Source organism: Microbacterium bandirmense, assembly GCF_037204185.1.
GTDB classification, from domain to species: domain Bacteria; phylum Actinomycetota; class Actinomycetes; order Actinomycetales; family Microbacteriaceae; genus Microbacterium; species Microbacterium bandirmense.
This window is the reverse complement of record NZ_JBBDGM010000004.1, coordinates 52,176-63,295: the sequence shown is the minus strand read 5'-3', so window position 1 is coordinate 63,295 and position 11,120 is coordinate 52,176. Positions and strand designations below refer to the sequence as shown.

Here is an 11,120-nt window from a genome sequence, read left to right as displayed (position 1 = left end):
CCGGTCGGGATCAGGAGGCATCATGCGCCGTTCTCGTGCGCTCTTCGCCGCCGGGGCCGTAGCGACCCTGGCCATCATGCTCCCGATGTCCGCGTCGGCAGCATCCGACCCGCCACCGCCGCAGCAGTGGACCGACCAGCTGGCCGCGCCGTTCAGCCTCGCCGCCGACGGGCACCGTGTGCTCATCGCCGACGGCGGAACGGGCGTCATCGGGCAGCTGCAGCCCGACGGCAGCGTGGTGCCCGTCATCGACGGGATCCCGGGGCTCACCGGTGTCGCGACCCGCGGCGCCTGGATGGCCTACGGCTCGACGATCAGCGAGGATCCCACGCAGGAGGAGTCGCCGATCCTGGAGAGCGGTCTGAACATCCGCACCCCGCAGGGAGACACGATCTACGCCGATCTGCACGCGTACGAGGAGCAGCACAACGCCGACGGCGCGCTGCGCTACGGCATCACCGACCCGGAGTCCTGTGTGGCCTCCGACCCCCGGGCGACGTACACCGGCCTGATCGATGCGCACGTCTACAACGTGACGGCGTACCGTGGCGCGTGGCTGGTGGCCGACGCCGGGGCGAACACGGTCATGAAGGTCACCGACGAGGGGGAGATCAGCACGGTCGCCGTACTCGACCCGGTGCCGGTGGAGATCACCGGGATGATCGCCGGCGCGATGGGGTTGCCCCCGTGCGCCGTGGGTGACACCTACTACGCCGAAGCGGTGCCCACCGGCATCGCGATCGGACCGGGCGGAGCAATCTACGTCAGCACGCTTCCCGGTTTCCCGGGGATGATCACCACGGCCGGTGCGGTGTGGCAGATCGACCCGAGGAGCGGGGATGCCACGCAGCTGGCGTCGGGGCTGTCGCAGCCGACCAGCCTTGCGGTCTCCGGCAAGAGCATCTACATCGCCGAACTGGAGGGCGCCGGCGTCTCGGTGCTGAAGGGCGGAGAGGTATCGCCGTATGCGGCGCTGCCCGGTGCGCTGTCGGTGGCCACGGCGACCAACGGCACGGTGTGGGCAGCCACGATGGCATCCGATGCCGGACCCGGTGCGCTCTACAGCATGTGGAAGGGCAAGGTGAAGGTGCAGGGGCACGTGATCCGCTGAGTCTCGAGCTCCCGAGACAGAGGAGACCCCCGCCGACCCGATCCGGCGGGGGTCTCGCGGTCTGTGACCGCGGCGGGAGGCAGAGATCGCACTCACCGCGACGCGGAGTCCGACGACACCCGATTCCGATCAGCCTTCATCCGCGCAGGAACATTTCTAAGCGCCCCAGGTGGCCACTCGGTGAACGATCGGAGAACGCCCCTCTGAGTCTTCCTGCACAGTCGTGGAATCCCGCCTCCGAGAAGCGGGTGACGGACCCGCCGAGGCCGATACTAGGGCTCCCTAGTAAATCGTCTGTGGGCCGAGTACCATGGGCACTGTGCCAACGACGGCACAGAGGAGCGTCACACAATGACTCGTTTTGTCCCCCATTACGTAGGCGGAAAGCCGCTGGAGTCGACCGGAGGCCGCGTGGCCGACGTGTTCGATCCGAGCACGGGAGCCGTGCAGGCGCGCGTTCCGCTCGCCACCGCCGATGAGGTGCGCGCGGCGATCGACGACGCCGCCGCGGCACAGCCGGCCTGGGCGGCCACCAGTCCGCAGAAGCGCGCCCGCGTGATGATGCGCTTCGTCGAGCTCGCGCATCAGAACATGGACGAGCTGGCACGCCTGCTCTCGAGCGAGCACGGCAAGACCTTCGAGGATGCCAAGGGCGATGTCATCCGCGGGCTCGATGTGATCGAGTTCTGCATCGGCGCCCCGCACCTGCTCAAGGGCGAGTACTCCGCCGAGGTCGGCACGGGCATCGACGTGTACTCGATGCGTCAGCCGCTGGGCGTGGTGGCCGGCATCACGCCGTTCAACTTCCCCGCCATGATCCCGCTGTGGAAGGCCGGCCCGGCGCTCGCCAGCGGCAACGCCTTCGTGCTCAAGCCCTCCGAGCGTGACCCCTCGGTGCCGGTGCGGCTGGCCGAGCTGTTCCGCGAGGCGGGTCTGCCCGCCGGCGTGCTGAACGTGGTGCACGGCGACAAGGAGGCGGTCGACACGATCCTCACCGACCCGCGCATCCAGGCGGTCGGCTTCGTCGGATCCACGCCGATCGCCGAGTACATCTACGCCACGGCCACGGCCAACGGCAAGCGCGCCCAGTGCTTCGGCGGTGCGAAGAACCACCTCGTGATCATGCCCGACGCCGACCTCGACCAGGCCGCAGACGCGCTCATCGGCGCGGGCTTCGGCTCGGCGGGCGAACGCTGCATGGCCATCTCGGTCGCCGTGCCGGTCGGCCAGGAGACCGCCGATGCGCTCGTCGCCAAGCTCACCGAGCGCATCGGCCGGCTGCGGGTCGGACCCGGCTCGCAGGACGACGTCGACTACGGTCCGCTGGTGACGGCGGCCGCCAAGGCCCGCGTCGAGGGACTCATCCAGGAGGGGGTGGATGCCGGGGCGAGCCTCGTGACCGACGGACGTGGACTGGTCGTGTCGGGCCACGAGTCCGGCTTCTACCTCGGACCGACGCTGTTCGATCACGTCACCACCGACATGTCGATCTACCGCGAGGAGATCTTCGGTCCGGTGCTGTCGGTCGTGCGCGCCGCCGACTACGAGGAGGCGCTCGCGCTGGCATCCGACAACCCCTACGGCAACGGCGTCGGCATCTTCACCCGCGACGGCGACGCCGCGCGCGACTTCGCCGCGCGCGTGAACGTCGGCATGGTCGGGGTGAACGTGCCCATCCCTGTGCCGATCGCGCACTTCACGTTCGGCGGCTGGAAGGCGTCCGGCTTCGGCGATCTCAATCAGCACGGCGCCGACGGCTTCCGCTTCTACACGAAGACCAAGACGGTCACGAGCCGCTGGCCCTCCGGCATCCGCGAGGGCGCGAGCTTCGTGATGCCGTCGACGACGGGGGAGGGGCACTGATGACCATGATCGATCCCGACACCACGACGGTCACGGCCGAGGAGCGCGAGGCCATCCTCGGCGCCGTGCGGGAGTTCGCCGAGACCGAGCTCGCCCCGCACGCCGCCGAGCGCGACGAGAAGCACCTGTTCCCGCGTGAGACCCTGCGCCGGGCCGGTCAGCTGGGTCTGGGCGGCATCTACATCCGCGAGGAGTTCGGCGGCACCGGTCTCGGACGTGTCGATACCGTCGCGATCTTCGAGGAGCTCGCCAAGGGCGACCCCACGATCGCCGCGTACATCTCGATCCACAACATGGTCGTGTGGATGATCGACAGCTACGGCGACGACGCGCAGCGTGGTCAGTGGCTGCCGCCCCTGACCGCGATGGAGCAGTTCGGCGGGTACTGCCTGACCGAGCCCGGCGCCGGATCGGATGCTGCGAACATCGCCACCAGCGCCGTGCGCGACGGCGATGACTACGTGCTCACGGGTGTCAAGCAGTTCATCTCGGGCGCCGGCGAGGCGGGTGTCTACGTGGTCATGGCGCGCACCGGCGCCGCAGATTCGGGGGCGAAGGGCATCAGCGCGTTCCTGGTGCCGGGTGACGCGGAGGGCCTCAGCTTCGGAGCCCCTGAGAAGAAGATGGGCTGGCACGCACAGCCCACGCGTCAGGTGATCCTCGACGGTGTGCGCGTTCCGGCGTCCGCCCTGCTCGGCGACGAGGGCCGTGGCTTCGCGATCGCGATGTCAGCCCTCAACGGCGGCCGACTCAACATCGCCGCCTGCTCGCTCGGCGGCGCGCAGTGGGCGCTCGAGCGGGCCCTGCAGTACGTGCACGAGCGAGTCGCCTTCGACGAGCCGCTCGCCGAGAAGCAGTCGATCCTGTTCACGATCGCCGACATGCGCACCGACCTGCAGGCCGCGCGGCTGATGGTGCGCGACGGTGCACAGGCCGTCGACGAGAAGGCGCCGGATGCCACGATGCGCTGCGCCATGGCCAAGCGCTTCGCGACGGATGCCGGATTCGACGTCGCCAACCGTGCCCTTCAGCTGCACGGCGGCTACGGGTACCTTCAGGACTACGGGATCGAGAAGGTCGTCCGTGATCTGCGGGTGCATCAGATCCTGGAGGGGACGAACGAGATCATGCGACTCATCGTCGGACGCGAGATGCTGCGTCCCGCCGGCTCCGCCTCGATGCGGAGCGCATCATGACCCGCATCGCCTTCCTCGGCCTGGGGCACATGGGCCTGCCGATGGCGAAGAACCTCGTCACCGCGGGGCATGAGGTGCACGGCTTCGACCTGGTGCCCGCGGCGATCGACGCTGCGCGCACCGCGGGCATCCCGGTCGCCGCGAGCGGGGCGGAGGCCGTCGCAGACGCCGAGGTCGTGATCACGATGTTCCCCGCCGGCAGGCACGTGATCGCCGCCTACCAGGACGAGCTGCTCGCCGCGGCCGCACCCGGCACGCTGTTCATCGAATCGTCGACGATCGCGGTCGACGAGGCGCGCGCCGCGCACGAGCTCGCGCTCGCCGCGAGCCACCGCAACATCGACGCCCCCGTCTCGGGAGGCGTGGTGGGTGCCGAGAACGGCACCCTCGCGTTCATGGTGGGCGGATCGGATGCTGACTTCGCCGATGCCCTGCCGCTGCTGGAGGTCATGGGCAAGCGCATCGTGCACTGCGGCGGACCTGGTCTCGGCCAGGCCGCGAAGGTATGCAACAACATGGTGCTGGCGGTCTCGCAGATCGCCGTCGCCGAGGCCTTCGTGCTCGGCGAGCGCCTCGGACTCGAGCATCAGGCGCTGTTCGATGTGGTCTCCCAGGCGTCCGGTCAGTGCTGGTCGATCACGACCAACTGCCCCGTGCCAGGACCGGTGCCGACGAGCCCCGCGAACCGCGACTACCAGCCTGGTTTCGCGGGTTCGCTGATGGCCAAGGACCTGGGACTCGCCCTGCAGGCGATCGAGCAGACCTCGACGGATGCCAGGATGGGCCGGCTCGCGCAGCAGATCTACGCGGCGTTCGCCGACGGCGATGGTGCGACCCGGGACTTCTCGGGCATCATCACCGACATCCGTGCCGGCGAGGGGTGAGGCACGGCTCGCAGCTGCCCGCTCGCATCAGAGGCCGCGCGCCTCAGAACTTGCTGAGCCGCACGGCGCGACGGCGTCCGACCAGCATCCGCACCAGGTAGTGCCCGCAGATGGAGCCGGATGCCAGCGCGGCGGCGATCGCCGCCGCGGCGAAGGTGTCGAACAGTCCCGCGACCGAAGACGCGGTGAGCTGCATCAGCCCGTTGAAGAGCACCAGGCCGGGCAGCATCGGCACGATGCCCGCGACCATGAGCGGCAGCGCAGGAGTGCGGGTCGCCCGGGTGATCAGCGACGCCCCGGCGCCGACGGCGATCGCGGCGAGGGCGGCCGTCCAGACGGCGTCGAGCCCGGCGCGCGCGCAGATCACGGCAATGCCCTCGCCGGCGGCCGTGACCACGACGACGCCCCAGAACGCCCGCCACGGCGTGGCGGTGCCCAGGGCGAAGCCGAGTGCCATCACGATCGCGGCGATCAGCGCGACGAGCGGTGTCTGCTCGGGGCGCGCCTCGGTCACGCTGATCGCCACCGGGGCACCGAGCACCTCCAGCAGCAGAGAGGACGCGATCACCCCCGCGGCGATGCCGGTCGTGGCGATGACGGCCTCCATCAGGCGGGCGAGTCCGGTGATGTAGTACGCGGTGAGGATGTCCTGCACCCCGCCGAGCACGGTGACGCCGGCGAGCATCACGATGACGGTCGAGACGACGACGAGGGTGGCCGAGGCCTCCGGATCGATGATCCCCACGAGGACGGCGGCGAGCGGACCGATCGTGCCGCCGATGAAGGTGCAGAACATCAGCGGCACACGTCGGCGCTGCAGCGTGGCCAGCAGGGTGTCGATCAGCAGTGCGGCGAGGAAGGCCACGCCGGCGACGAGCGGTCCGCCGCCGAGCAGCACGGTCGCGCCGCCGCCGAGCACGGCCCAGCCGATGCGGCGGACGGCTGCGGGGACCGGAGGTCGGGCGACGCGGATCCGGGAGAGCTGCTTCGCCGCCTCTTCGAGTTCCACGCGGCGACCGACGATTCGACCGTGCAGCGCGGCCGCGGCGGTGAGGCGGGTGTAGTCGAGGCGACGGGCCGGCAGGTTGTGGCGCCGCGAGATCGACTCGTCGGTGCTCGTGTTGGTCCAGGTGAGGGCCACCGAGCCGGGGCTGACATCCGCGTCGATGTTGCGCAGGCCGTAGGCCCGGGTGACCGCGCTCATCGCCTCGGTCGTCTCCTGCGCGCCCGAGCCGGAGCCCCACATGACCATGGCCAGGCGGATGGCGAGATCGAGGATCGCGCGGATTCGCGCCGAGGTATCCGGAGCACTCCGTGAGAATCGCATCGCAACCATTCTGTGTCGGTGTCTCCGGTCGGACAATGCCCACCGCCCTGGCGTCATGTGACCGGTGGCGGAGCCCGGTGCCGCCCGCACCTGGAATACTGGAGGTGCCGCAGCGTCGCGGCGGAGGGAGCGGATATGCCTGAACAGAACGTCACCGAGTACGAGACGATCCTTGTCGAACAGCGAGGGCGAGTGGGCTGGATCACCCTCAACAGGCCGCAGGCCCTCAACGCCCTGAACGGCCGGGTCTCGGAAGAGGTCGCGGTGGCGGCCGAGGCGTTCGACGCCGACTCCGGTATCGGCGCGATCGTCGTGACGGGCTCCGAGAAGGCCTTCGCCGCCGGTGCCGACATCAAGGAGATGGAGTCGAAGACAGCATCCGAGATGCTCGAGACCGACCACTTCGGCGCATGGACCCGGTTCGCCGCGGTGCGCACCCCGGTCATCGCCGCCGTGTCGGGCTACGCACTGGGCGGCGGCTGCGAACTCGCGATGATGTGCGACATCATCCTCGCCGCTGATTCGGCCCGCTTCGGTCAGCCCGAGATCAACCTCGGCGTCGTGCCGGGCATGGGCGGCACGCAGCGTCTCATCCGCGCGGTCGGCTACTACAAGGCGGCCGAGCTCATCCTGTCGGGCCGCATGATCGATGCGGCCGAGGCCGAGCGCATCGGCCTCGTCTCGCGCGTGGTGGCGGCGACCGAGCTGCTCGCCGAGGCGACGACGCTCGCCGACACGATCGCGTCGAAGTCGCTGCCCTCGCTGTACGCGGCGAAGGCGACGCTGGATGCCGCCATGGAGACGTCGCTCGAAGACGGCCTCGCCGTCGAGAAGCAGCAGTTCGCCGCCCTGTTCGACACCGCCGACCAGAAGGAGGGGATGGCCGCCTTCCGCGAGAAGCGCCCCCCTCACTTCGCACACCGATGAGCATCATCGTGAGCACGCAGCCCGACGACGCAGACCTGAGGCTCCCCGAGGCCGACCGCCGCGAACTCGTGGAATGGACGGTCGCGTGCGCGGAGCGGCTGCTGCCGCTGTTCGTGGCGGAGCGTCCCGACGACTCCCGGCCCCGAGAGGCGCTCGATGCCGCACAGGCGTTCCTGCGCGGCGAACTCGAGATCGAAGAGGTGCGCGAGCGTTCATTCGGCAGCCATGCGGCCGCACGAGAGGCCGCCGACGCGGCTGCCGTCGCCGCGGCGCGGGTGTGCGGGCAGGCCGCTGCCGTCGCCCACATGGCCGGCCACGCCCGGCAGGTGCCGAGATACACGGCGAAGGCGTTCCCCGGCGACCGGTCGCGCCGCGACGAGGAGCTCGCGTGGCAGCGCATGCGCGTGCCCGCGCGTTTCGACCGGTACGTGTACGACGGCGACTGAGCCGGCCTGGTTCCTGAGTCAACCCGGTTCCTGAGCGAGCGCCGATTGGGTTGTTCCGGTTCCTGAGCGAGCGTCAGCGAGACGAAGGACGCCTCCTACGACGCCGATCCGCGCCGGCGCAAGGGGGTGCCCCTGAGTCGTGGAGCGAAGTAGCGTCGCTGCCATGAGCGACGTGACGATCTTCGCCCCCTCGCCGACCCTCACCGTGACAGTCGAGAGCGCCGGCGGCGACGACCAGATCCATATCCATGCCGGCGGTCAGGGTGTGTGGCAGGCGCGGATGCTGCGGAGACTCGGCATCTCGGTGACGATGTGCTGCACCCTCGCGGGGGAGGCCGGGGAGGTCATCCGGCATCTGCTCGAGGATGACGGCATCCGCGTCGTCGCGATCGAACGGCAGGGGCGCGGATCCGCCTACGTGCAGGACCGCCGCGACGGAGAGCGCGTCACGGTCGGCGAGGAGAGCGGCGACCCCCTCGAACGGCACGACCTGGACGAGCTCTACACCGCGGTCATCCGCGAGGGGATGCGGTCCGAGATCGTGATCCTCAGCGGTCCCGCCGACGACGACGTGCTGCCGGCCGACACCTATCGACGACTGGCGGCGGACCTGCGCCCGGCCGGCTGCACGGTGGTCGTCGACCTCGCCGGCGAGCGGCTCGACGCTTCGCTGGAGGGCGGCGTCGACGTGCTGAAGATCAGCGATGAAGAGCTGCGTGAACACGGTCTGCAGGACGAGTCCGTCGCCGGTGTGGTCGACGCCATGCATCGTTTCCGTGAGCGCGGTGCCCGCACCGTGATCGTCACCCGCGCGGGAGACCCGCTGCTGCTGCTCGATGACGAGGGCGTGCTCGAGATCACACCGCCCAAGCTGGAGGTCGCCGACAGTCGCGGGGCCGGTGACTCGCTCACGGCGGGAGTCGTCGCCGGGATGGTGCGCGGCGAGCCGCCGCGGGCGGCGGTCACGCTGGGGGCTGCCGCGGGCGCCATGAACGTCACCCGACACGGGCTGGGTACTGGCGACGCCGAGACGATCGCGGGACTGCGCGAGCGCGTGGGCACCCGAACCGTGCACGAGGAGGATGCCGGCACCAGCGCGCGGGTGAGCCCCGACGGGCTGGCGGCCCTGGCCGGTCAGGAGGACGACTCATGACCCGGGTGCTGGTCACGAACGACGACGGCATCGAGTCGCCGGGCCTGCATGTGCTGGCATCCGCGCTGCTGGAGCACGGCATGGACGTCGTCATCGCCGCGCCCGTCACCCAGTCGAGTGGATCGAGTGCGTCGATCATGGCAGCCGATGACGGCGGCCGCATCGCCGTGGACCGGCGCACGCTCGAGGGGCTCGAGACGGTGCCGACCTTCGCGGTGCACGGCGGACCAGGACTGATCGCGCTGATCGCCGCCCGGGGTGCATTCGGCGAACCGACCGACGTGGTGGCGTCCGGCATCAACCACGGGGCGAACGTCGGCCGGGCCATCCTGCACTCCGGCACAGTCGGTGCCGCGCTCACCGGCGGACTCAACGGGGCATGGGGCATCGCCGTCTCACTCGATGTCGGCATGTCGCCGACCGAGTTCCGGTGGGAGTCCGCGGCACGCGCGGTCACCGGACTCATGCCCGAGCTGCTCGAACGGCCGCGGGGGACCGTCATCAACGTGAACGTGCCCAACACCGCCGAGCCGCGCGGCGTCGTCGAGGCATCGCTGGCGCCGTTCGGAATCGTGCAGACCACGCTGACCCAGCAGGGTGAGCACGACATCCGCCTCGCCGTGGAGGACCTGCCCAACGCGCCCGAACCGGGGACGGATGCCGCCTACCTCGCCGACGGCTGGGTCACGGTGAGTGGCCTGGATGCCGTCTCCGACGTACGGCTCGACCTGCTCCAGTAACCGTCCGGGGTTGTCAGACCCGCAGGTCGGCGATGGCCTTCGCGATGCGGCGCTCGCGCGTGGCATCCTGCTTCGCCTCGGCGACCGAGCGCGCGATCTCCTTGCGACGCGAGTACGAGAGCGCGTCGAACGCCGCTCTCGCGGCGGGATCGGATGCCAGCGCCGCGGCGAGCCCGTCGGGGATCTCCACTGTCCGCTCAGCGCTGTCGAGCGTGATCGCCGCGTCGATCTCGTCGCCCAGCTCCACGCCCATCTCGGCGCGGACGGCCTTGCTGAAGCCGATGAGGTTCTTTCCGCCCATGCGCGCCAGTCGCAGTCGTGCAGTGCGCTCGCCGATCGTCACGACGACGGGGAACGTCTTGGCGGTGCTCAGGCTCGCGACCTGATCGTCGTCGAGGACGATCGCGCCGGCGGGCCCCATCGGCTCGAGGACGGTGTGCAGGTGCAGTTCGGTCATGCGGTGATCCTATGTGCGGAGCGCGGCGAAGTGGCTGCTGATGCCGTCATTGCGCTCGGTGATGACGCGGATGAGGTGACGGCGCATCACGACTTTGTCGACGAGTGCGCCGATCGATCCGAGGGGCGAGTGGAACTCGATCGTGTCGCGCATGAGGGTTCCGCCATCGGCGGCGGCGAACTCGTGCGTGTGCAGGAACGAGCCGAAGGGGCCCTTCGTCTGCCGGTCTCGGAACCGGTGGGGTCGCTCGACGTCGAACACCATCGAGGTCATCTGGAAGCGCAGCCCGAAGTGGCGTGCACTCCAGGTGATCTGCTCGCCTTCCTCGAGCCTGCCCGTGGTGCGCCCTGCGGCGACGCGCTCGCGGTGGCGGCGCTGGGATGCCAGATGCAGGCCGACATCGAGCGACAGGTCGAACACCGCCTCGGGTGGTGCGGGGATGAACCGCTCGAGGACGAACTGCGGCATCAGAGCGGCTCGGGCAGCGGGCGAGGGTCGGTGAAGTCGCCGGCGTTCTTGCGCAGCCGGGCGACGATGCCGACCAGCTCCTTGGCGTCACCGGCATCGAGCCCGGGGGAGGAGAACACCTCGGTGTTCAGCGCAGCAGTGGCGCGTTCGACGAGGTCGCGGCCGGCATCGGTCAGCGACAGCAGCGCGGCGCGGCCGTCGTGCGGGTGCGGGTCGCGGCGCACCAGGCCGTCGCGCACCAGGCGCTCGGCCGTGCTGGTCAGACTCGTGGCGTGCACCTGCAGACGGGCCACCACACTCGACAGCGGCAGCGTGCCGGAGCGGCTGAAGGCCAGCAGCCGCAGCACCTCGTAGCGCGCGAAGGTCACACCGAACGGCTTCAGTGCAGCATCCACTCTCGCCAGCAGCAGCTGCTGGGCCCGCATGATCGATGTGACCACGGCCATGCCCTCGGCGGCATCCGTCCAGCCGTGCGCGAGCCACTGCCGCTTCGCCTCGGCGAGCGGGTCGATGGGAAGGGGGCGAGGGCGAGCCATGAGGCCACGCTA

At 70.2% G+C, this 11,120-nt stretch carries 12 protein-coding genes; 8 read left to right on the top strand and 4 right to left on the bottom strand.

Annotated features, from left to right (window positions below; all coding sequences use genetic code 11):
• Positions 1-22 precede the first annotated feature (22 nt).
• From WDU99_RS05810 to mmsB, 4 genes are all read left to right on the top strand, one after another.
• Positions 23-1,111, top strand: coding sequence for a ScyD/ScyE family protein (locus tag WDU99_RS05810; protein ID WP_337331499.1), 1,089 nt, complete (start codon positions 23-25; stop codon positions 1,109-1,111).
• 351 nt (positions 1,112-1,462) lie between these two features.
• Positions 1,463-2,974, top strand: a complete 1,512-nt coding sequence (locus WDU99_RS05805; protein ID WP_337331498.1) for a CoA-acylating methylmalonate-semialdehyde dehydrogenase — start codon at positions 1,463-1,465, stop codon at positions 2,972-2,974.
• Complete coding sequence (locus tag WDU99_RS05800) at positions 2,974-4,170, top strand: acyl-CoA dehydrogenase family protein (RefSeq protein ID WP_337331497.1); 1,197 nt, start codon at positions 2,974-2,976, stop codon at positions 4,168-4,170. Before WDU99_RS05805 ends, WDU99_RS05800 begins: the two co-directional genes overlap by 1 nt.
• Positions 4,167-5,054, top strand: a complete 888-nt coding sequence (gene mmsB / locus WDU99_RS05795) for a 3-hydroxyisobutyrate dehydrogenase (protein ID WP_337331496.1) — start codon at positions 4,167-4,169, stop codon at positions 5,052-5,054. The genes WDU99_RS05800 and mmsB overlap by 4 nt, the downstream gene beginning before the upstream one ends.
• Positions 5,055-5,097: 43 nt before the next feature.
• Here the strand turns inward: mmsB and WDU99_RS05790 are convergent, their stop codons facing one another.
• Positions 5,098-6,381, bottom strand: a complete 1,284-nt coding sequence (locus WDU99_RS05790; protein ID WP_337331495.1) for a threonine/serine exporter family protein — start codon at positions 6,379-6,381, stop codon at positions 5,098-5,100.
• A 135-nt stretch (positions 6,382-6,516) separates the two neighbouring features.
• Between WDU99_RS05790 and WDU99_RS05785 the strand changes: the two genes are divergently transcribed.
• The 4 genes from WDU99_RS05785 (at position 6,517) to surE (ending at position 9,647) form a co-directional block, all read left to right on the top strand.
• Positions 6,517-7,308 (top strand): enoyl-CoA hydratase-related protein, encoded by a 792-nt coding sequence (locus WDU99_RS05785; protein ID WP_337331494.1) that lies wholly within the window; start codon positions 6,517-6,519, stop codon positions 7,306-7,308.
• An 8-nt stretch (positions 7,309-7,316) separates the two neighbouring features.
• Entirely contained in the window at positions 7,317-7,754 is a 438-nt protein-coding gene (locus WDU99_RS05780; protein ID WP_337331493.1) for a putative immunity protein, read from the top strand.
• 163 nt (positions 7,755-7,917) lie between these two features.
• The gene (locus WDU99_RS05775; protein ID WP_337331492.1) at positions 7,918-8,907 is read left to right on the top strand and encodes a 1-phosphofructokinase family hexose kinase; all 990 of its coding nucleotides are present in this window, start codon (positions 7,918-7,920) and stop codon (positions 8,905-8,907) included.
• Complete coding sequence (gene surE / locus WDU99_RS05770; RefSeq protein WP_337331491.1) at positions 8,904-9,647, top strand: 5'/3'-nucleotidase SurE; 744 nt, start codon at positions 8,904-8,906, stop codon at positions 9,645-9,647. Before WDU99_RS05775 ends, surE begins: the two co-directional genes overlap by 4 nt.
• Positions 9,648-9,660: 13 nt before the next feature.
• Here the strand turns inward: surE and WDU99_RS05765 are convergent, their stop codons facing one another.
• From WDU99_RS05765 to WDU99_RS05755, 3 genes are read right to left on the bottom strand one after another with little or no spacing between them, the layout of a single operon-like run.
• Positions 9,661-10,104: a YdeI/OmpD-associated family protein gene (locus tag WDU99_RS05765; RefSeq protein ID WP_337331490.1), complete on the bottom strand. Its 444-nt coding sequence runs from the start codon at positions 10,102-10,104 to the stop codon at positions 9,661-9,663.
• 9 nt (positions 10,105-10,113) lie between these two features.
• Entirely contained in the window at positions 10,114-10,572 is a 459-nt protein-coding gene (locus WDU99_RS05760; protein WP_337331489.1) for an SRPBCC family protein, read from the bottom strand.
• Entirely contained in the window at positions 10,572-11,108 is a 537-nt protein-coding gene (locus tag WDU99_RS05755; RefSeq protein WP_337331488.1) for a MarR family winged helix-turn-helix transcriptional regulator, read from the bottom strand. Before WDU99_RS05755 ends, WDU99_RS05760 begins: the two co-directional genes overlap by 1 nt.
• Positions 11,109-11,120: the final 12 nt, after the last annotated feature.

Coding starts and splice junctions, on each gene's coding strand:
- WDU99_RS05810 (WP_337331499.1), top strand. CDS start 23: ATGCGCCGTTCTCGTGCGCTCTTCGCCGCCGGGGCCGTAGCGACCCTG.
- WDU99_RS05805 (WP_337331498.1), top strand. CDS start 1,463: ATGACTCGTTTTGTCCCCCATTACGTAGGCGGAAAGCCGCTGGAGTCG.
- WDU99_RS05800 (WP_337331497.1), top strand. CDS start 2,974: ATGACCATGATCGATCCCGACACCACGACGGTCACGGCCGAGGAGCGC.
- mmsB (WP_337331496.1), top strand. CDS start 4,167: ATGACCCGCATCGCCTTCCTCGGCCTGGGGCACATGGGCCTGCCGATG.
- WDU99_RS05790 (WP_337331495.1), bottom strand. CDS start 6,381: ATGCGATTCTCACGGAGTGCTCCGGATACCTCGGCGCGAATCCGCGCG.
- WDU99_RS05785 (WP_337331494.1), top strand. CDS start 6,517: ATGCCTGAACAGAACGTCACCGAGTACGAGACGATCCTTGTCGAACAG.
- WDU99_RS05775 (WP_337331492.1), top strand. CDS start 7,918: ATGAGCGACGTGACGATCTTCGCCCCCTCGCCGACCCTCACCGTGACA.
- surE (WP_337331491.1), top strand. CDS start 8,904: ATGACCCGGGTGCTGGTCACGAACGACGACGGCATCGAGTCGCCGGGC.
- WDU99_RS05765 (WP_337331490.1), bottom strand. CDS start 10,104: ATGACCGAACTGCACCTGCACACCGTCCTCGAGCCGATGGGGCCCGCC.
- WDU99_RS05760 (WP_337331489.1), bottom strand. CDS start 10,572: ATGCCGCAGTTCGTCCTCGAGCGGTTCATCCCCGCACCACCCGAGGCG.
- WDU99_RS05755 (WP_337331488.1), bottom strand. CDS start 11,108: ATGGCTCGCCCTCGCCCCCTTCCCATCGACCCGCTCGCCGAGGCGAAG.